22 protein-coding genes and 2 pseudogenes are annotated in these 19,231 nt (G+C 60.5%); 11 read left to right on the forward strand and 13 right to left on the reverse strand.

Annotated features, from left to right (window positions below):
* Window positions 1-370: 370 nt before the first annotated feature.
* A complete protein-coding gene (locus FJ946_RS19345; RefSeq protein WP_140499714.1) occupies window positions 371-1,252 on the reverse strand; it encodes a LysR family transcriptional regulator in 882 nt (293 codons plus the stop codon).
* Window positions 1,253-1,369: 117 nt separating this feature from the next.
* On the opposite strand from FJ946_RS19345, the gene FJ946_RS19350 reads away from it, so the two are divergent.
* The 3 genes from FJ946_RS19350 to FJ946_RS31205 all read left to right on the forward strand — a co-directional run bounded on the left by FJ946_RS19350 (window position 1,370) and on the right by FJ946_RS31205 (window position 4,450).
* Complete coding sequence (locus tag FJ946_RS19350) at window positions 1,370-2,116, forward strand: glucose 1-dehydrogenase (protein ID WP_140499716.1); 747 nt, start codon at window positions 1,370-1,372, stop codon at window positions 2,114-2,116.
* Window positions 2,117-2,204: 88 nt separating this feature from the next.
* Window positions 2,205-3,605: a mercuric reductase gene (locus tag FJ946_RS19355; RefSeq protein WP_140523077.1), complete on the forward strand. Its 1,401-nt coding sequence runs from the start codon at window positions 2,205-2,207 to the stop codon at window positions 3,603-3,605.
* Window positions 3,606-4,198: 593 nt separating this feature from the next.
* Window positions 4,199-4,450, forward strand: a complete 252-nt coding sequence (locus tag FJ946_RS31205; protein WP_224646664.1) for an AraC family transcriptional regulator — start codon at window positions 4,199-4,201, stop codon at window positions 4,448-4,450.
* 463 nt (window positions 4,451-4,913) lie between these two features.
* Here the strand turns inward: FJ946_RS31205 and FJ946_RS19365 are convergent, their stop codons facing one another.
* From FJ946_RS19365 to FJ946_RS19400, 7 genes and pseudogenes are all read right to left on the reverse strand, one after another.
* Window positions 4,914-5,117: a CsbD family protein gene (locus FJ946_RS19365; protein WP_140499719.1), complete on the reverse strand. Its 204-nt coding sequence runs from the start codon at window positions 5,115-5,117 to the stop codon at window positions 4,914-4,916.
* Between the two features lie 135 nt (window positions 5,118-5,252).
* On the reverse strand, window positions 5,253-5,543 hold the full coding sequence (locus FJ946_RS19370; protein WP_140499721.1) for a hypothetical protein: 291 nt from the start codon (window positions 5,541-5,543) through the stop codon (window positions 5,253-5,255).
* Window positions 5,544-5,604: 61 nt separating this feature from the next.
* Window positions 5,605-6,051: pseudogene (locus tag FJ946_RS19375) on the reverse strand (MucR family transcriptional regulator).
* A gap of 633 nt (window positions 6,052-6,684) precedes the next feature.
* On the reverse strand, window positions 6,685-6,906 hold the full coding sequence (locus tag FJ946_RS19380; protein WP_140499723.1) for a hypothetical protein: 222 nt from the start codon (window positions 6,904-6,906) through the stop codon (window positions 6,685-6,687).
* 273 nt (window positions 6,907-7,179) lie between these two features.
* Window positions 7,180-7,581, reverse strand: a complete 402-nt coding sequence (locus FJ946_RS30805) for a hypothetical protein (RefSeq protein ID WP_181165400.1) — start codon at window positions 7,579-7,581, stop codon at window positions 7,180-7,182.
* A 24-nt stretch (window positions 7,582-7,605) separates the two neighbouring features.
* Window positions 7,606-8,487 carry a GHMP kinase gene (locus tag FJ946_RS19395; protein WP_140523070.1) on the reverse strand — a complete coding sequence of 294 codons (882 nt, stop codon included), beginning with the start codon at window positions 8,485-8,487 and terminating at the stop codon, window positions 7,606-7,608.
* 225 nt (window positions 8,488-8,712) lie between these two features.
* Window positions 8,713-9,414 carry a response regulator transcription factor gene (locus FJ946_RS19400; protein WP_140523067.1) on the reverse strand — a complete coding sequence of 234 codons (702 nt, stop codon included), beginning with the start codon at window positions 9,412-9,414 and terminating at the stop codon, window positions 8,713-8,715.
* Between the two features lie 514 nt (window positions 9,415-9,928).
* Here FJ946_RS19400 and FJ946_RS19405 point away from each other — a divergent pair.
* Window positions 9,929-10,066, forward strand: coding sequence for a hypothetical protein (locus tag FJ946_RS19405; protein ID WP_140499769.1), 138 nt, complete (start codon window positions 9,929-9,931; stop codon window positions 10,064-10,066).
* 70 nt (window positions 10,067-10,136) lie between these two features.
* Window positions 10,137-10,730 (forward strand): SOS response-associated peptidase, encoded by a 594-nt coding sequence (locus tag FJ946_RS19410; RefSeq protein WP_140523065.1) that lies wholly within the window; start codon window positions 10,137-10,139, stop codon window positions 10,728-10,730.
* A gap of 20 nt (window positions 10,731-10,750) precedes the next feature.
* Here FJ946_RS19410 and FJ946_RS19415 read toward each other — a convergent pair whose 3' ends face one another.
* Both FJ946_RS19415 and FJ946_RS19420 read right to left on the reverse strand, forming a co-directional pair.
* Window positions 10,751-11,014: a hypothetical protein gene (locus tag FJ946_RS19415; RefSeq protein WP_140523062.1), complete on the reverse strand. Its 264-nt coding sequence runs from the start codon at window positions 11,012-11,014 to the stop codon at window positions 10,751-10,753.
* Between the two features lie 15 nt (window positions 11,015-11,029).
* Window positions 11,030-11,617: a hypothetical protein gene (locus FJ946_RS19420; RefSeq protein WP_140499772.1), complete on the reverse strand. Its 588-nt coding sequence runs from the start codon at window positions 11,615-11,617 to the stop codon at window positions 11,030-11,032.
* 121 nt (window positions 11,618-11,738) lie between these two features.
* Between FJ946_RS19420 and FJ946_RS19425 the strand changes: the two genes are divergently transcribed.
* Both FJ946_RS19425 and FJ946_RS19430 read left to right on the forward strand, forming a co-directional pair.
* Window positions 11,739-11,951 carry a hypothetical protein gene (locus FJ946_RS19425; RefSeq protein WP_140499774.1) on the forward strand — a complete coding sequence of 71 codons (213 nt, stop codon included), beginning with the start codon at window positions 11,739-11,741 and terminating at the stop codon, window positions 11,949-11,951.
* A complete protein-coding gene (locus tag FJ946_RS19430; protein WP_140499776.1) occupies window positions 11,948-12,409 on the forward strand; it encodes a hypothetical protein in 462 nt (153 codons plus the stop codon). The genes FJ946_RS19425 and FJ946_RS19430 overlap by 4 nt, the downstream gene beginning before the upstream one ends.
* A 28-nt stretch (window positions 12,410-12,437) precedes the next feature.
* Here the strand turns inward: FJ946_RS19430 and FJ946_RS19435 are convergent, their stop codons facing one another.
* The 3 genes and pseudogenes from FJ946_RS19435 to FJ946_RS19445 form a co-directional block, all read right to left on the reverse strand.
* Window positions 12,438-12,929: a thermonuclease family protein gene (locus FJ946_RS19435; protein ID WP_140523060.1), complete on the reverse strand. Its 492-nt coding sequence runs from the start codon at window positions 12,927-12,929 to the stop codon at window positions 12,438-12,440.
* Window positions 12,930-13,367: 438 nt separating this feature from the next.
* Complete coding sequence (locus tag FJ946_RS19440; protein WP_140523057.1) at window positions 13,368-13,901, reverse strand: MucR family transcriptional regulator; 534 nt, start codon at window positions 13,899-13,901, stop codon at window positions 13,368-13,370.
* Between the two features lie 240 nt (window positions 13,902-14,141).
* A pseudogene (locus tag FJ946_RS19445) lies at window positions 14,142-14,391 on the reverse strand (hypothetical protein).
* Between the two features lie 561 nt (window positions 14,392-14,952).
* Here FJ946_RS19445 and FJ946_RS19450 point away from each other — a divergent pair.
* From FJ946_RS19450 to FJ946_RS19465, 4 genes are all read left to right on the forward strand, one after another.
* Window positions 14,953-15,912, forward strand: coding sequence for an ArdC family protein (locus tag FJ946_RS19450; protein WP_140555422.1), 960 nt, complete (start codon window positions 14,953-14,955; stop codon window positions 15,910-15,912).
* A 254-nt stretch (window positions 15,913-16,166) separates the two neighbouring features.
* Window positions 16,167-16,424, forward strand: coding sequence for a hypothetical protein (locus FJ946_RS31210; RefSeq protein WP_140523055.1), 258 nt, complete (start codon window positions 16,167-16,169; stop codon window positions 16,422-16,424).
* Entirely contained in the window at window positions 16,424-17,479 is a 1,056-nt protein-coding gene (locus tag FJ946_RS19460; protein WP_140523052.1) for a toprim domain-containing protein, read from the forward strand. Before FJ946_RS31210 ends, FJ946_RS19460 begins: the two co-directional genes overlap by 1 nt.
* A 357-nt stretch (window positions 17,480-17,836) precedes the next feature.
* A complete protein-coding gene (locus FJ946_RS19465; RefSeq protein ID WP_140523050.1) occupies window positions 17,837-18,766 on the forward strand; it encodes a DUF2493 domain-containing protein in 930 nt (309 codons plus the stop codon).
* The last annotated feature ends 465 nt before the right edge of the window (window positions 18,767-19,231 follow it).

Below are 19,231 nucleotides of genomic sequence, written 5' to 3' on the forward strand. Positions count from 1 at the left end.
CCACATTGCGTCAGCGCGATGGAGCGCGACGTCCTCAGAAAGCGCTGAATGTCCAAAAAACTGAAGGACCGTGCGGAGCTTGCCGATCTTCGTCGAGACACCGCAGGGCGAGCTTCTGGCCTTCTTGAAGGCCGGCCTGTTCACCGGTTCCTATGCAGGCCGGCGAGGAGGTCTCGCTGGGTCAGTAGCGGCCGTGAAGTGCCGCCAAGAGGAGTTCAGCGTTTCGGCCGGTTGACCTCGATTTATCATGAAGGCGCCGGATCTGCTCCTAGGCTCCAGCGCGTGCTGAACGCGCGCCAGAAGCGGCTCTCAATGGCGGCAAAGTGCCAGGCGAACAGTCGATCTCAGCGTAGCGGCTGCACTCTGCCTTTTAGCGCAGTGCCTGCTCCAGATAGTCGCTGAAGGCGCGGGCTTTCTGCGAAGGGCGTCGCCCGGCGGGGAACACGACAAAGGCGGTCACCGGCTCGAGGCTGTAGTCAGGAAGGATTTCAACCAGAGCTCCCGAGACAAGCTCGTCCGCGCACATCCACCTCGATGCGATCGCAATACCGAGGCCGGCGCTCGCACAAGCGATAGCACCTGCGGCAGAGCGGGTTCGCACGCGCGGGCTGACGGGCTGAACCTCGGTAACGCCTTCGCGATGGGCGGTCCAATTCTGATCGCCCGTATCACTGGGACCGCCAATGAGATGGTGCTGACTAAGCTCGGCGAGTTTTGTCGGTGTGCCGCGTCGTGCGAGATAGGTAGACGCGGCCACGAACAAACGGCGGCTAGCGGCAAGTTTACGCGCCACGAAACTGGAGTCCGGCTGGTTGCCCAGGCGGAGCGCCATGTCTGCGCCTTCTGCGACGAGATTCTCGTAGCGGTCGGACATCATGAGATCGACCTTGAGCAAAGGATGCCGCTCCAAGAAACCATGCAGCAGCGGTACGATCTGCCGCACCCCATAAGTCGCCGGCAGAGCCACCCGCAATATCCCCGACAACTGATCCGCCCCACGCGCTGCGCTCTCCGCCTCTTCGATCCCAGCAAGTGCCTCGCGCGCCCGGGAAAGCAGCGCCTCGCCGGCATCAGTTAGCGAAAGTTCGCGGGTCGTACGCGTGAGTAGCTTGACGCCCAGCCGTTCTTCCAGCGCCGCGACCGTCCGCGAGACGGAGGGTTGCGACAATCCGAACTCTCGGGCCACTTTCGAGAAGCTGCCGGTTTCCACCGTGCGAACGAACATCGCGAGTTGCTGGAGCCGATCATTCATACGGAATACGTATACATTATATGAGATCGGCAGCGCTACTCGCCGATTTGCGCATGATTTAACTCCTGAGCAACACGCCACTCAACGGCGGTTCACAAAGCTGAAAGGAGTAAGACCATGGACAATCTCAGGGGCAAAGTAGCAATAGTGACCGGCGCATCGAAGGGCATAGGCGCGGAAATCGCCCGGCAGTTCGCCGAGGCGGGCGCGGCCGTTGTCGTCAACTACGCGTCGAACAAGAGCGATGCCGACAAGGTGGTGGGCGAGATCCTGGGCGGCCACGGCAAGGCCGTTGCGATCCAGGCGGACGTAAGCAAGAGCGCCGACGTTAAGCGGCTGTTCGCCGAAACGAAGACCGCGTTCGGAAGGCCCAGTATCCTCGTCAACAATGCGGGCGTGTACCGCTTCGCCCCTTTGGAGGAGGTGACGGAAGCAGAATTCCATCGCCAGTTCGACACCAACGTGCTGAGCATCCTCCTAACGACGCAGGAAGCCGTAAACGCCTTTGGCCCTGCCGGCGGCAGCGTAATCAATCTTAGTACGATTTCGAGCACCAATCCTGTGCCGAATTCGGTCATCTATTCCGCCTCGAAGAGCGCGGTGGATACAATCACCAAGGCGCTCGCCAACGAGCTCGTGGGCCGCAATATCCGCGTCAACGCGATCGCACCCGGCATGACCGAGACCGAGGGTCTGGCGGTGGCAGGCATCGAAGGTGAGACTGCCAGAAATATCGGAGCAACCTTGCCGATGGGCCGACTGGGACGGCCCGATGACATTGCGCGCGTCGCAATCTTCCTCGCTTCGGACCAATCCGCCTGGCTGACAGGCGAACGCATCACGGCCTCCGGCGGCCAGCGTTAGGCGGCCGGCCTTTCTTCGACGGCACTGCGGGAGCGTCTTGGAGTCGGCCTCCCTCATATCCTTCATCCAGAACTGACGGAGAGAACTCATGTCTGAGCCCGAACAATATGACGTGGTGATCCTCGGCAGCGGCCAAGGCGGCAAGCTGCTCGCATGGCACCTGGCCCGCGCGGGAAAGAAGGTTGCGGTCGTGGAACGCCGATGGATCGGCGGCTCCTGTCCAGCCGTCGCTTGCCTGCCGAGTAAGAATGAACTCTGGAGCGCGCGGGTCGCACACCTCACCCGTCACGCCGCGGAGTTCGGAACGGTCATCGGACCCGCTGTGACCGACATGGCGCAGGTCCGCCGCCGCAAGCAGGACATGATCGACCGGGAGGTCGCCTTCCATCTCAACGCCTACGAAACCAGCGGCGCGGAGCTAATCATGGGGAGCGGCCGTTTTGTGGCGCCAAAGACGCTCGAAGTGGCTTTGAACGGCGGCGGCACGCGACTGCTCGTTGGTGATAAAGTCGCAATCAATGTCGGGACGCATGCGGCCATTCCGAGCATTCCCGGCCTTGAGGCGGCACGACCGCTTACACACATCGAAGCCCTGGAGCTCGATGTCTTGCCACCGCATCTGATCGTGCTCGGCGGCGGCTATGTCGGCCTTGAGCTGGCGCAGGCCTACCGCCGTTTCGGCAGCCGCGTGACCGTAATAGAAGCCGGTCCTCAACTCGTCGGCCGCGAAGATCCTGACGCCGCCGATGAGATGCGTCGGCTTCTTGCTGGCGAAGGTATCGAGTTCCTTATAGGGGCGGAGCCTCTCAATGTGCATGGCCGCTCTGGCGAAGGCATCAGCGTGGCCGTGCGCACCTCATCAGGCGAGCCGACGTTGGAGGGCAGCCATCTCCTTGTTGCGGCGGGGCGCGTGCCGAACACTGCCGGAATTGGTCTCGAAAAACTTGGCGTCGAAATCGACGGACGCGGCTACATTCGGGTCAACGAGCGGCTGGAGACGAGCGCGCCTGATGTTCTGGCGCTAGGCGAATGCGCCGGCAGCCCGCAGTTCACGCATGTCTCCGTCGACGACTTCCGCATCGTCAGGGACAATCTGGCAGGCGGCAACCGCAGCACGCGCGATCGGCTGGTGCCCTACACGATGTTCACCGACCCGCCGCTTGCCCGTGTCGGGCTAAGCGAAGGCGAAGCACAACGCCAGGATGTCAGCGTGCGCGTCGCAAAGTTGCCGATGAGCAGCGTCTTGCGCACCGAAGCAACTGAGGAAACCCAGGGGTTCATGAAGGCTGTCGTGGGCGGGGATGATGACCGTATCCTAGGGTTCACGATGATCGGTTCCGAAGCCGGCGAGGTCTTGGCTGCCATCCAGACTGCCATGCTGGCGAAGCTGCCGTACCCGAAGCTTCGCGATGCCGTCATCACGCACCTGACGATCGCAGAGGGACTAGGAGCTCTCTTCTCCAACGTGCCGCCTAGGTCGAATCAATAGCGATGAAAACATCACAGGCAGGTCCAGTTGATATGACGGGATCTGCCTGCGTCTGACCTGCACATTAAAAATTGACGCTCGAGCGACGCAGCCAACGGTCTGCATCGGATCGGTCCCGACTATGCAACCGGGCACCTCAACGTTCTCCCCGGACTGATCTGTATTTCGAAGCTGCGGGTTCGTTCTCCGGTGCGGTCCTTGAACGGTTCTGTAATCAGAAGCAGCCCGGCCACGAGACTTTTCCTGCAAAGAAACGTCGGAGGGCCATAGCGACAACAACGCAGAGGGAAAGATCGCCTATCGTAACGGCCGAGGTACCGTTGCAAGCATCTGGATCTTGGATGTGAGGCGGTCGATATCTCTTCGACCTGATTTCGAGAAGGCTACCGCGCGGGGTTCTCTGGATCGCCAATGTGCGTATGCTATGCGCGGACTATCGAACAATAACGAATTGTTTTTCGTGAGGGAGCTGAGAGGCGCCACAGGGTGTTCCCACCGGGAGGTAACAAGGTCGAAGATGCGGCGCAATGATGATTTTCCGGAATGGATTTCCGTAACTGATGCAGCGCCGCATCCACAGATGAACGAAAAAGGTGGGCTTTCTGCCCGCAATGCCCGGGGTGCAGGAATTCCTGAGCGCGAACTTCTCGCGCAAATTAGCGCTTGCCGATATGGCCGCGGTTTGCGGGCTTTCATCCTCTCATTTTGTGCGGGCTTTCTCCAGGACAGTCGGGGCGCCGCCGCATCACTACGTTCTCAATCTGCGGCTCGACTTGGCGGAGAGACTGCTTGCCGACAAGCGCATGGCCATTGCGGAGATCGCCCATGTGAGCGGGGTTCTCTAGCCAAAGCCACTTTACGACCGTCATGAAGAAATGCCGGCATCTAACGCCGGCGCAGGCGCGGGTGGGCAAGGTTATACGCGAAGCTTAGGCTGCATGCTGGAAGGCGGCTGGGCGCGAGGAGATGGAGGACGGCGTGTCGAGCGTTAACATAAGCGTCGGGCCATTGCACGTCGCTCGATGCGTGACTGGATGCGGGCTTCCGCTGGCTGGCTGAAATTTGGTTGGCCTTTACCGCCGCAAGGCGCGCCGCAAGCTTGGCAGGGGCGCAGGAAGAACCAACCCATTGGGATCTCCAGAGCTTCAGCTTCGGCGGAGGCAAAGGGTCGACGTGGTGCGCGGCTCGACGCACCGTACAGGGCCAGCAGCGGCATGCGGCGAAGCGCAGGCCAGTCTCCCTGGTTCGATCCCGGAAGTCCATCTAGATCGATTGAGACAAGCGGAACCTAATTCCATAACCTGGTATCTACCAGCCCTGCCGACCATACCAGTCATCGACATCTCGGCGTACGCGATCCTTCTCGATGCCGTAGCGTTCCTGGATCAGGCCCTCGAGCTGATCGCGTTTGCCGCCAATGCGGTCGATATCATCATCAGTGAGCTTGCCCCACTGTTCCTTGACTTTACCTTTGACCTGCTTCCAATTTCCTTCGACGCGGTTCCAATCCATCGTGGCTTCTCCTTCGAATCACACATCGGAAGAACGGACAAATCGCCCTCGAGTTCCGCTATAATCGGGAGAGGCGGGCTGGGAAGATGGTGGCGCACGTTGGTTTGATCGGCGCGATGATCATTGCGGAAGTTTCTAAGCGCTCCCATCCGTTTCGCTATCCTCATCGATTTGGCGCACCGGCAGGTAGGCGTTGGTTTCCAGCCACTCGCGCAACACAATCTGAATGAGATCTGACCGGCCGATCTTCATCTCTCCGGCGATCGAGTTCAGCGCGTCTTCTGTTGCCGGCTCCAGGGGAACGCCAGCGACGTTTCGCAGCATCAAGGCGGCGCGGCGAAGGATAACTTGAAGATCCGGCCGCGGCATGTCCGCGATGCGGTCGGCGGCACGCTCAAGCTCTTCGGCAATGGATGCGCGGGTCATGGCTCCATTTTTGCCACACCGGCGGTGGCCTGCCCAGTACAAGGGCAGGATTTAGTTCGCGTCAGGCGACTTTGGCCGTGGGTTTGGCAGGAGGTTTCTTCCGAGGGACCGGCTTCCGCCCCAGACCCGACGCCTTTGCCAAAGCGGACCGCTGTTCCGCATAGTTCGGCGCCACCATCGGGTAGTCGGCTGGCAATTTTCACTTGGCACGGTATTCATCGGCCGTCATGCCAAGGTAACGAAGGTGGCGTTTCAGCGATTTGAACTTCTTGCCGTCGTCAAGACAGATGATGAAGTCCGCAGTAACCGACTTCTTTGGATTGACCGCGGGGACCTGCATCTCAACTGCCGGCGCGGCAGGCTTGCTCAGACCAGGCAGGGAAGCGTGTAGAGACGCAATGAGGTTTGGCAGTTCGCCGGCCGGCACGGGGTTGTTGCTGACATATGCGGCGACAACACCCGCGGTTAGCTCGACAATCTCAGTGACACTATTGGTCCGCTCCGGCAATTATTGGAACTCCTATTGCTTCGGCACCTTCTACTTGGGATTTGCCTCTTCGCAATTCGCGAAAGAGCAAAACGTTCTGCGGTTGTAGATTGGCGCGATCGTATACGACCGCGCTGGCGGGTGTCCCGGTGTTTCATACTCTCAAGATGATGCAAAGCCAGGCGACCAGAAGATCGCGCCAAAGCCTCGAAATTGCGGCCTAATTCGGCTTCACGTCGCGGTGCAGGCAGTCCTGCACTTCAATCGACGTTCAGGGGCCGCATCTCGAACGCTGGCGACGCGGATGTCCGTCGCGCGCTCCACGATGCTGACGGCGGCGAACCGCCGGTCCGCATTTCGCGGCAGGAGCGGCGCAGCCCGGTTGCCGTGCTGTTTCATCATATTCGGTCATCAGCGAAAGTCGCTGACCTGACCTTGGTCGTGTGTGACGCGTATCGACATCATACCGGGTTGGCGTCCGGTCGTCACCGTCGACCCTTCGATGAGGACGCCGCCTGAATGGCGCTTGGCGCCCCAATCTTGTCAACTCCTCCACGACAAATTCGGCCATCGATGGCTCCTGAAAGCCCGCCCAGCGCGTCAGCCGTATCCCGCGGTTTTCTGGATCCAGTGCTCGGCCTCTAGTGCTGCAAATTATTCTGGAGACTTGAGGTTCCGGTAACTTGCGAATTCGAACTCACTGATCTTGCGCGTGCCGAGATCGGTGACGCGCACCCAGGGTTTGCCGGATGTTCGCCCGGGCTTCAGTGGTCGCTGGACGACCTTCACAACGGCATGAACATGGCTGTGGGCTTCCACTGAGGTGGTGCTGATCACCTTCGTGCCGTTCATCGCCTCAACTTTGAAACTTGCCATCGGCCCGATCTCTCCGAGGCGATCCTAGCCAAGTCCGAATTCGAACGGAACTGTCGTGGCTGTTGCTGGTGAACAGGAATTGCTTGCTAAGGTGCTGGTGCACGAAGGCGGCTATTCGAAAGATGGGCGGCCTTGTTCGCTTAGATGCAACTGATGGTTTGGGGAGCGTTGCTACCCTTGGCCAGCATCGTCCTCCGCTGGCCGGCTCCGATGAAGCCCGTCACTGTTTCCGCAGTGGCGGGCTTTTTAACATCCGCTGACTGTGCGTGACGCCTATCCCGCCATTGCCGCCATTGCCGCCCGTGGTGGGAGCCGCATTGTCGTTGCCACCGCTGCCGCCATTGCCGCCGGTGATCGTCCCGAGGTTAGTGAATGTGGCTCCGGAGACAAGCGAAACGCCGGCGCTTCCATTGCCGCCATGACCGCCGAGCACCGGGATCGTTTGCGTCGAGCAGCAGCCGACGTTGTTGCCGCCGTTGCCGCCGTTCCCGACGAGGATTCGCAGATCGTGGCTTCAGGCTTCAACTGATCGCGTTCCACAGCCCGCTCGAGCATGAACCGGGCTGGCAGCAGCTTCATCAGGAAGAAGCTGGCGCCGAAAAGAGCTCCGCCGAGCGCCACAAGGCGCGGGCCCTCGAAATCTTCCAGCTTTCGCATCAGCGCACGGGTCGACATGGGTTACTCCTGCGTGCCAGGCGTTCAATGGCGAAAGATCGTCGGCTCGAAATTGGACTGACGCAGAGCGCCTGCCGCGCGATCGATGTTTACGGATGCATTCTGGTCTCTAGCGTCGAACATCAGTCCGACGACCGTGCCGCTGTGAGCGACCTGAACGCCAATGGCGCCGAAGCGGTCACCGACGGTTTCGATCTCTCTCAGCCGTGGTTTGGCAAGAAACCGCTCGTTGATCCGCGCGCTCGCCGTCGCAACCCTGCCCAGCATGCGGGCGTCCGCATTCTTGATGGCTGTTCGCAACAGGCTTCGAAGCGGCCGAAAGGTCTCGATCTCCAGGTGACCGTAACGCGCCGGCTCGAATTCAAGCGTATCGACCGTGAGCTGGGGGGTGGTATCGATGCTGATGAAGTCGATCGGCGGCAGCGGCTTGCGGAATGCCTCCATCACGATGCCGTCCCGGTGCGCAAACAGCACCGCTTGCTGCCTGAACAAAGTGGAGTCACAGGCCGTTTCCGCGCTGACCGCGAGCTGCATGACCTCATCCGACGCCGCATCGATCTCCAACCAATTCAATACCGCCAGGATGCTTGCCAGAACGTCGGCGGTGGAGGAGCCCATGCCACGGCCAATGGGGATGTTGCTATCCATCGAGAGATGGCCGCCGCTGCCGGGCCGGCCGAATGCATTGATGGTCAACTCGGCCGCGCGTCGAGCCTTCTCCCGCGAGGCTGGCCAGACAGTCACGTGATCGCTATCGTTTGCGCTGAACCTGGCTTTGGACCTCAGATGACGACAGGGCAGCGAGACCAGCGCGCGTCGCAACCGCGCGCCCTCATCCTCGAAAACGCCTTGAACCAGTTCCCCGTGATGGCCAATGGCTTCAGCGTATCCCGAGCCCTCAGACATGGGCATTCCTCCATATACTTTAGCAACCACTTAAGTTACTCGGTGAATACTTTCGCAGGCCGGATCGTCTACAGCAACAACCAAGTTGATAATCTTTTGTATTCCAAAACGTTGCGAGTACATGACGCGCATTTATTTCCTCTTACATATTGGTCACAAATGTAGAGCCCGACCAGGCGGGCAGGGGCGGCTGCCGGCGTTCCTCGATATGTGCTGCGGGAATGATCAGGCCGACTGGTCTTCGAGCGCGTATCCGGCGAGCCTTACAGTGCGAATGGCAACGCTTCGTGATGACCGCCTGAGTAACTTTCGCAACTGGCTCATGTGAACATCGACCACGCGCGTGCTTACACTGGCGCTATTTGTCCAGGCCACGGCGATCAGCTCATCGCGGCTGAGCACCTTTTCCGGATTTTCCAGCATGTGGCGCAGCAACTTGAACTCGATTGGCCCGAGCGATATCTCCTTGCCGGCGCAGCGCACGCGATGGGTATCAAGCTGCATCTCGATATCGCTATATGCCAGCGACTTGCCACGCCGGGATCCCTGTTCCGATGCTTGGCCCACCGCCAGCCTGGCCCGCAGGTATTCGAGCAGCTTGGCCGGGGCAAACGGCCGGACAAAGCATTCGTCAATGCCAGACCTCAGCAGCTGAATGTGCTGAGCTTCCGCGCCGGGCGACACCAGAGCGACACAGGGGAGGGCGCCTGTGCGAGCATCCTGCTTGAGCCCGGCACTTTTGGCCCCCAGCTGGTTGTCCGGTCGACAATCCAGCACCACGGCCCGAACCGGCATGCCCGCTGCAAGCTCCAGCACTTCATCGATGGAACCGGCCAGCGTACTGGCGAAGCCGTCGACCTCGAGAATGTGGCTGAGGAGCAGATAAAATTCCGCGTCCTTCGAGCAGATCACTATCAATGGCTTCATATGCGCAGCGTTAGGATCTTTCAGCTGCCATCAAGACGGGCTGGCTATATTCGAATCCCGCATTCCCAAAGGCCAGCATGCCAGAACAAGCCACCCAAAACAACAAAGCCCAAAAACGAGCTTGGCGTCGCAGCAAACATGCCGGCGGCCGGTCCGTGCTTCCCTCTACGGCAAATTCGAGTCCAGCGGCGGCCGCCGCCAAAAAAGACAAAGGGCGTATAAACCGAAATCCCGCGCGCGTCCGCAACGGCGGACAAGCCTCGCGCGTGGGATGGAGGAATTCCGCCTCGGCCGCGGTGGTGAACGGGACAGCCTAAGGAGCGTCAGCATAGCGACGGCTGAAAGCCTGGACGCGGGACTGACTGTCCCCGCCAAGGCGGTCCGCACACTGCACGATGGTCGAGGTAGGCCGTGGTATCTGTCATCGGCATCCCGCCGCAACGGATCTCGCCGGCGAACCGGAACCTATCGCCTGATCATTAATCTACTCCCAGGGGGAGCCCGATGGCCGGCGATGACCAGTTCGAAAGATGTTGCGGCCCGGAAAGCCTTACCGCGTGTTCTCGAAGGGCTGAAAGAGGCCCATCACGCCCGCAGGCTATTCATTGAGGCCGCGACGAAGGGGATATTCTGGCTAAATGGGGCCCGCTGAGTTGAGCGGCAGCCGCCTTTTCATCGAGAGCCAGATAGGCTTACTCTAAGAAGGTCGCCCGGAGCCTTCCATGTGCAACGATTATGAACAGCATGTCCTGTGGGGTGAATACTGTCGGATGATGGCGTCGCTGGCGCTCAAAATCCCGGCGCACCAAACCGAACTCGATTTGCCGCAGGCGGATGACATCCGCATTAATGACCCGGCGCCAATAATGCGCGGCGCCGGCGATGCGATTGAATTGGCATCGATGACGTTCGGATTTCCGCCGGCGGGCCCAAAGGGGGGACCGGTGTTCAACTTTCGCTCCGAAGGGAGGCAATTCGCAAACAGCAATCGATGCCTCATTCCGGCCTCCGGGTTCTTCGAGTTCACTGGTGCGAAATATCCGAAGGCGAAACATCGCTTTACGCTCAACGGCTCTCCATTTATGGCCATCGCAGGGCTTTGGCGTGAGGCCGCCGGCAACAAGCCGCCTACCTTCACCATGCTGACGACTGATCCCGGGCCCGATGTCGCACCATTTCATAATCGGCAGGTCGTTGTTCTTCAGCCGCAGAATTGGGCTGCCTGGATCAACCTGACGAAGCCCGAATCTGAACTCTTGCGGCCGCTTCCGGCGGGGTCGCTTAGAGTGGAAACGGTGCGCCCGCAAAGCGCGTAACACGAGGCCGATCCTGACGATCATTCCATGTCGGGTACGTCACCGCTGACGAAAAGCGTTGTAGGCGGGCCGTAGTCCCCAAGCGCTGGATCGGCATCGCGGCTCCATGCGATGACGCCGACATGCCTGGTAGCCAGCGCCTTGGCTATGCGAACTGCCCTTTCCTCGCTTTGCTGATCCGCCGGGCCGTAGGCGGCAAACAGATCGCCCTCGTTGCCGCGATCAAAGGCAATGACGACGATCAGCTTTGGCTTCTTCTGGCCAGGCAGGACATGGTCGGACATCATCTCTCCTTCGCATCAGCGCGAGGCCTGCTTTTCCGTCGCCGCTTCAAGCGCGTTTATTGCATCACAGACGGCTTGGCGCTTGGGTTCGACCGGCTCGTCAGGGTGGAAATGAGAAAGCGAAAGAGTGGTGAAGACGACGGTTAGGTCGCCGATGAGGTCTCGCATTTTGAACCGATCTTCGACATCGGCCGCAATGCGCCAGGCCAAGATGGAATCCCTTCCGCTAAGCGTGTCTTTGCCGCCTCGCTCAACATCTGCACGAAGCATCGCCAACGCGGTGACGCGGTCGACGAGTTGGGTTTCCGGATCGATCAGTAGCTCCAGATCCACGCTTAGAGGCTTGCGTTCTTCAGGCCAGCCGGCACAGCACGCCTCCAGGGCGGCGGTATGGGCTTGGCCCCAGGCTTGTGCGCAGGCGCCGGCTCGACCGTCCAATCCATCTTCCGGAAAGCCGTTTATATCCCAGCCTTCGAGTGCAAAGGCGCCTTGTGCCGCTTCCTCGGCTGTGAAACCGGCGCGCTCCAAAGCCGTCTCGGCGGCCGCGATGCCGCGCGAAATCTCCTCAGGCGATGCGCCTGGGACGGTCAAAACCAGGTCCATGTCTGTCTCCGGTAACTATTTTAGCTACAGTGAACGAAAAGAGAACATTGAGTCAAGACTGCTCTTGACGAGGAAGGAATATGTTCCTTATTCCTGAATGACATCTGAGCAGGAAAGAGGCATGGGAACGCGCCAGAACGCGCCGGCCGGCGAAGCTATGTCCGAACTGGAAGAGGTGGCTGAGCAGGCCATAGCCGCAGCCGGCGGCGATGTCTTGGTCGCGTTGCTGAATGTCCTTGCCAGGAACAACGACCTTGAACGGGAACTGGGCTTGTCGCGGGCCGCAGTCTCGAACGGCTATTCTCGCGGCTGGCATAAGGCGCGGGTTCAATGACCGAGACGGCGGAAGACAATTTCCGGATCGAAGTCTGGGATCGAGAGGAGAAAACCCATCTAGAAACCATATGCCGATCTCCGGACGCGGTGGTCAGCCAGGCAGCTTGGCAGGCGGCCATTCGGCGTCGGCCCGGAATGCTGCTGATTCACTACAACAGCCGCCATGTCATGGAGAAGATTATCACTCCGGGCGAGGTGAAGGTTCCACCGCAGACTGTCATCAACGGCAGCATTCATGCCGGGTTGGACGTTTCACTTGGCGATCTGCGCGAATGGCACACGTTGCGAGCTTGGTGCAAACGCTGCTCGCACTATGCCGAGGTGAAGCCAGCCGCGCTTATTCGGCGATACGGCAAGGACGCGCTGTTCAGCTCCGTTGAGAGGGCGCTTGTCTGCACGAGCTGCGATCGAGGCGGTCCGGTGAGACTGGAGATTCACAAGCTGCCGCGGAATTGAACCGGCTCCTGAGGGAACGGCGAAGGTCCTAGTGTTGCCTGCGCCAATTCCAGGGCTTGTCGAATGAGCCGGCCCACAGGCCGCGCTTTGCGGTCCTGGCTTCCTGCTCGGCTCCAACGTAGAAGCCGGCACTGTATTTCGGCCAATCAAGCGCATAGCCCTGCCTGACCATCCATTCGCCGATATCGACGCCTGCGGCGGTGCAGACAGCGACCATGCGCCTGTAGCGATCGCGGTCGACTCCAATGCACGATGTTGGGCGATGCGCATCGAGGAAATCCGCCAACACCAGAGACGCCTGCTGGCCGCAACGGTACTTCTTGCCAGAGGCGATGGCGCAGATCTGAGCACTCTCCGGCGCGTCCATGCCATTGAGGCGAATCCGCTGTCCATGAATTTCGATCGTGTCGCCGTCCACGACTGATGGAATGCCCACCAGTGGTTCGGCCACGGAAGGCAAGGTGAGGCAGAGCAAGGCGGCCGACAAGCGGCAGACGCCAAGGGCGGGAAATCGCGGCATCTCAGCCATCGCACGCGCAGCCGGGCGCTTTGTGGCATCGCTTCTCTCGCGAGATGCAGCTATCGCCACATGCCTGACCGGCCGAACAAGTCTTGCAACATCCCTCGACATAAACCGTCGACCAGGGCACCGGCGCCTGTGGGCGCCGCACGACCGACGCAGGATCCACCGGCATGAAAACGCCGCCGATCGCCAATGCGGCGATAATCCGAAACATAACTGCGCCTCCCTACGACACCCCGGCTCCGTGCCAGCGACCTCGGTGATCCAAGACCCAGGTCCTTAGTTCTCTTCTTTACCTTCTTGGTCGGGGCAGTTCTTCCCTCATCCGGTTCCGCTGTGCCGCAGACTGAACCGACATGCAACTGAGCCCCGCCACGCGGCGGGGCTTCATCAAGGTCAGGCCGCTACAGCCTGGCACCTTGCCAGGGCAGTCCCTCAGGCTTTGACGGATGCCTTGCGCGTCTTCTTCAGCGGTGACTTGATTGACGCCGCAGGTGTTCTTGCGGCTGCTAAGCGCGCTGGTTTTTTTGTTTTCTCGTTCGCGGTTGGTGCGGGCACCACCGCCTTTCGTCCAAGGCCTGCTGATTTCGCCAATGCCGAGCGCGTGGCCGTATAGTTCGGCGCGACCATAGGATAGTCGACTGGAAGGTTCCACTTCAGGCGATACTCATTAGGGCTCAGATTGTAGTGAACTCGGATATGGCGCTTGAGCGATTTGAACTTCTTCCCATTCTCAAGGCAGATAATAAAGTCTGGCGTCACCGACTTTCTGATCGATATTGCCGGTTCCTGCTTGACCACAGGCTCTATCGCCGTCGTGCCGATGCCTTTCAGAGCGGCATGAATATCGCCAATCAGCTTCGGCAACTCGCCAACCGGCAGCGGATTGTTCGAGACATACGCGGCGACGATGTCGGCCGCTATCGACACAGTATCCAGTTGGCCGTCATGTTCGAGAGCAGTGGTCATATAGTTTCCTCTTACCGTATCGGACGAATTGATCGAGCTTTGATTTGCCATACCGCCAGCGAGACAAATAGTTTATTTCCCTCTACAAGCCACATGTTTTTTCCCAAAACATGCCGAAAATACTACACCTAGGCGAGTCAACCTAGCCAAGCAGAGCCGGCAAGGCTGCCATGAACGAAACGCCGAGAGGTCGGTGTAAGAGGAGAGGCCGGGACATTTGTCGATCATGGCGGAATGAATCTATTCCCTGCGGTGATTCCCTTGCAAACAGGAAGTCGACGATATTCTCGTCATCGTCTCCAGGTAGTTCGGTAAACGCCGCTTCGAGTTTAAGGCGATCCCAAATCACGCGGCCGTCAACTTTCTTCGGCTTCGGCATGCGCCGGTCAGCAACCATCTGGTCGAATTTTGTCATGGCCGCGCCAACATATCGGGCAGCTTCTTCGCGTGAGAGACCCCGAGAAGGATAGGAAAGGGAGTCGCTTTTCATAACCTCGCCCCGGTATGTGTCCGCCCTTGTGCGTGGGCTTCCCATTCATGGATCAAGATCTGGATTGTATAGCCACTGCCGGAAGGGATCCGATCAAACGGTGCGGTGAATTGCGGTCAGGGCGTGTAAATAGGATGGTTTGCTGGTTGAGCGCCGAGTTGGTGTACTGGAAATAGACCGTCGGAATCACGCGACGACCGGTAAAAACGGTGCCCCCTTCTTCGAAGAGTGTCTTATTTTACGCAGGCATGGCACCAATCGTTTTTGATCCGGCGCCCTTCGCCGGGGGCGGTCGGTCCCGCATCCCGCCTGGCGGCGGCGCTATGCTGATGCTCCTTCGGCCGCCTCTGTTGAACCGGTCTCAGGGCCACGAACTTGCTCCAGCACCGAACTGACTTGGTCGCAATGACGGACATTTCGGTGCCTCCGCCTTGTACGCCGTTTTTCATTTGGTCGGGAAAGCAGAGCTCTCCCGACGGAGAGTTAGAGGATGGGAGGGGTTTTTCGCGACGGGTTGAAAGCGGAAGGAGAGGCCTTCGGCGCCCGTCGCGGAGAACCGCGATGTATGTCCGGACCAAACGAACCCACGCCGCCGACCGGTCGAACCTCTACGACGAGATCACCGGCAAGATAATTGCCGAGCTGGAAGGGGGTCGTTTTCCCTGGGTTCAGCCATGGGGAACTTCCGCCGCAAACGCGTCGCTTTCCCTGCCGAAGAATGCCAGGACGCATCGCGCGTATAGCGGGATCAACGTGCTTATTCTCTGGGGCGCGGTCGTTGAATGCGGGTTCCCAACGCAGAGTTGGATAACTTATCGACAGGCTTTCGCGCTCGGCGGGAATGTCCGTAGAGGCGAGCGCGGGACAACGGTCGTTTATGCCGATCGTTTTGTCCCGGATCACGAGAAGAAGCGCGCTCGCGAGACGGGTGAGGATGCTCAAGCCATCCCGTTCCTCAAGCGCTTCACCGTTTTCAACATTGAACAATGTAAAGGGCTACCTGACGAAATCGCAGCTTCGGCTGTACTGCCGGTGGCTAGCCCGATCGAACCGCGTGTCGAGGCGCTGATCAAGGCCACCGGCATCGACTTTCGTATCGGCGGCGATAGGGCGTTTTACGTGCCGGCCCACGATTATATACAGGTGCCTCCGCCCCAAGCCTACTTCGAGCCGATCAATTGGCATCGGACAGCCTTGCATGAGCTCGGTCATGCCACCGGCCACAGTTCACGTCTCGATCGCAAATTATCCGGCTCTACCGCCTCCAGGAAGTATGCGTTCGAGGAACTCGTGGCAGAAATCAACGCGGCCTTCTGCTGCGCCGCCTTGGGCATAGTGCCCACGGTTCGGCATGCCGACTACATCGGCTCATGGCTGGAGGTTTTGCGCGAGGACAATCGCGCCATCGTTCGCGCCGCCAGCCTGGCCAGCAAGGCGGCCGATTGGCTTCTTGGCCACGTGCCGGTGGAGGCCGAAGCATCCATCGGGCTGAGCGCAGGCAACGACAAATGGGCGGCATAATTTCGCTGACCCGAACAGCGCATGCACCGTTCCGCCGATCGGCATAGGTATCAAGTGCCAGCCGCACTTCGTCTGTCCGCTCCAACCATCGGCTCACGCGGAGACAACGTACAGGCCGACATGCGTGCGCGCTCGGCAGTCGAGCAACGGTGTGCCGGATTGTGCAGGCAGGAGAGGGAGAGGGTTGGAGGGATCTTGTGACGGGTTCAAGGCTGAGAGAGAGGCTCTCGGCGGCCCGTCGCGGAGACCTTCAAATGACCACTGCCGTTCAAAAGATCACGCTGTCGTCCTCGCGCGATATCCCTTTCAACAAGCTGGTGCTCGGCCAGTCCAATGTGCGTCGCATCACCGATACCATGCGCGAGCGGCTCACCGCCTACGGACTCTTCCATGAAATCATATCCTGGAAGCTGCGCATGTTTGTGCCGGCGGACGCCAGCGGGCCTGCGGTGCCGGCCAAGGTTATCGAGTGTTGGCCAGTGCAGCGCATCAGTGAGAGGGAGGCCCGCTGATGCTGCCTCGCGATGCATCCGAACTGGCAAGCCATCTTGCTCGGCAGGCTGAGGCTGTTTGCCGCCGTTACCTTTCCAACGGTCGCCGTGAGGGCCGCTACTGGCTGGTTGGCGACGCCCGCAATGCGCCGGGGCGCTCGATGTTTGTGCGTCTCAAGGGACCGGATTGCGGCAAGGGTGCCGCCGGGAAATGGACCGACGCCGCCACCGGCGAGCACGGCGACCTTCTGGACGTCATCCGTGAATCGCTTGGCCTGACGGACTTCAAGGATGTGTCCGGCGAGGCGCGCAGCTTTCTGTCCATGCCGCCCACGAACGAACCAAAGGGCCAGTGGGAGCAAGCCGTTCCCGCTGCCGGCGGTTCCCCTGAAGCGGCGCGGCGGCTGGTCTCCATGTCGCAGCCGATACGGGGAACTCTTGTGGAGACGTATTTGCGCGCACGCGCGATTACAGCCGTGCATGAGACTGGGAGCCTACGGTTTCATCCTCGCTGCTACTACCGTTCAGACCGCGGCCGGACTGAAACCTGGCCGGCAATGGTCGCGGCGGTCACCGACCTCAAAGGCAAGCTTACCGGGGCCCACCGCACCTGGCTCGATCCGGGCGGATTTAGCGAAGCCCATCTCGGCCGCGCTCCGCTCGAGACACCGAGACGGGCCATGGGCGAACTGCTCGGACACGCTGTCCGCTTCGGCTGCTGCTGCGATGTCATGGCCGCCGGTGAGGGCATCGAGACCATGCTGTCGCAACGCACTGTCCTGCCCGCCATGCCGGCACTCGCAGCCTTGTCGGCGGCGCATCTGTCCGCAATCCTGTTTCCTGACACATTGCGGCGCCTCTACATCGCCCGTGACAATGATCCGGCAGGCGACGCAGCAGTGGCAACCCTGATTGAACGCACCAGCGCGGCCGGTATCGAGGCCATGGTTCTGACGCCGAAACTTGGCGACCTCAACGAGGATCTGCGTCTACTCGGCGTCAATGCGCTGAGGGGGATCCTGCGGGTTCAGATCGCGCCACAGGATGTCGAGCGCTTCGTGAAGCTGGCGGCCTGACCGGAAGGGGAAGGGAGGGGTGGCATTTGCTAGGCGTACCTCGGTGCGCAGGGGGGCCTTCGCTGAGGCGAGGGCCGGCCCACCGGCCTTCCAGAGGGCGATCGGGCACCAGCCGGTCCGGACAGGCAATGGCTGCGCCCCGTTATTTTCCGGCGGCCCTTGCCACCCCGTGCGGCGAGCCGCCCGGGACCTCGTCTTCGGGCCTTTCCATCGCGAACCAAAATAGCCGGGCTTCGCCATCCTTCACTCCCGTTCCGGCCCTGCGCTGGCGCTTCGGGTGCAAGTCCGGATCGTCCATCGCCTTCGTCGCCATGAAGGCCGCGATGGGCGCGGCCGGTCCCACGAAGGCAAGCCGCCATGAGCACCGAGCACGATACCGACTTCGAGCCGCAACCCGCATCATCATCCATCGACCACATCCTGCACGAGCTTCAGCTCTACGGCTACCGTCCCTTCGACGATGAACCCGATCCGCGCCCGCTTCCCGAAGGCCGGGTCATAGCCGCCAGCATCGCCGACATCTTCGACGCTCTCCTGGTGGCGATGGCCGACACACGCCTTGAGCCCGACCTCGAGGAGTTGCTGTGGGGGACGGTCAATCTGTTCCATCGCGCGACCAAGCGGATCGAACGCGAGCTCGATGAAAACGAGCTTGGCCAGCAACGGCTACAGCGCGAACAAGACGGATCCGAGGTCAAGTCGGTCGAGCTCGAGCGCCTCATCGCCCAAGGTCAGACGCTGCTCGAACGCCGCAACGCCTTCGAATTGATGCGCGATCAGGCCGCCGAGCATTACGAGCGCCACACACACTCGATCTGGCGCCCGCGTTCGGGCTCTGTCGTCAACCATCGCAACCTGACCGCGGCTCTGATCGACAGCCGGGACTTCGTTGCCGCGAGGAAGCATACAGACAGTCAGGTGCTGTTGCCTCCGGGCCCGAAAGTCGCCTTCACCGGCGGGCTCGATTTCAACGATCATTGGCTGATCTGGGCCAAGCTCGACCAGGTCCATGGCAAGCATCCGGACATGGTCCTGCTGCACGGCGGGTCACCCAAAGGTGCCGAGTTGATCGCGGCCAAATGGGCTCACAGCCGCAAGGTGCCACAGATTGCCTTCAAGCCGGACTGGACCAAACATGGCAAGGCCGCGCCCTTCAAGCGCAACGACGCCATGCTCGACACCTTGCCGATTGGCGTCATTCATTTCCCCGGCTCAGGCATTCAGGACAACCTCGCCGACAAGGCCCGCAGGCTCGGCATTCCGGTGATGAGGTTCGGCGCCACATGACGGCGCCACAAGGCGAGTCGCCTCCAGTCATTCGCTTTGTTTTTCGTCGCTCCCGGCGCGTTGATCGAACGATCGCTCCTGCCGATTTGGCGGCGGTGAATGCGAAGTGGCGAACCATGAGGTTCACATCCCATCCCGTCCTGGAATGGAGAACAGGGACCCTATCCCCGCGTTTGTCGGCGCAATTCCTTGGTCCGGTCCGAGGGCCTGATGCCATCAATCCATAAAGGGTCGGACTACGCAAAGCGTGCCGCCGTTTCGGCTTTGCCTTCACGGTGATTGCGGCCCTCGGCCGGATACATCGGGCGTCTGTCACGCGGGGATCGCTCCCCGCTTCCAGAACAGGAGCCGGGAAAATGTCCCTCGTCGAAGCCAACGCCTTCGCCTTCAGCCTCGCCACCAGGCGCCGGCGACGGTACACTCACGGTCGTGCGGCCGACGAATATGAAGGAGAGGTTTCCCAGA

Origin of the sequence: Mesorhizobium sp. B2-4-7 (assembly GCF_006442685.1) — a bacterium.
GTDB lineage: Bacteria > Pseudomonadota > Alphaproteobacteria > Rhizobiales > Rhizobiaceae > Mesorhizobium.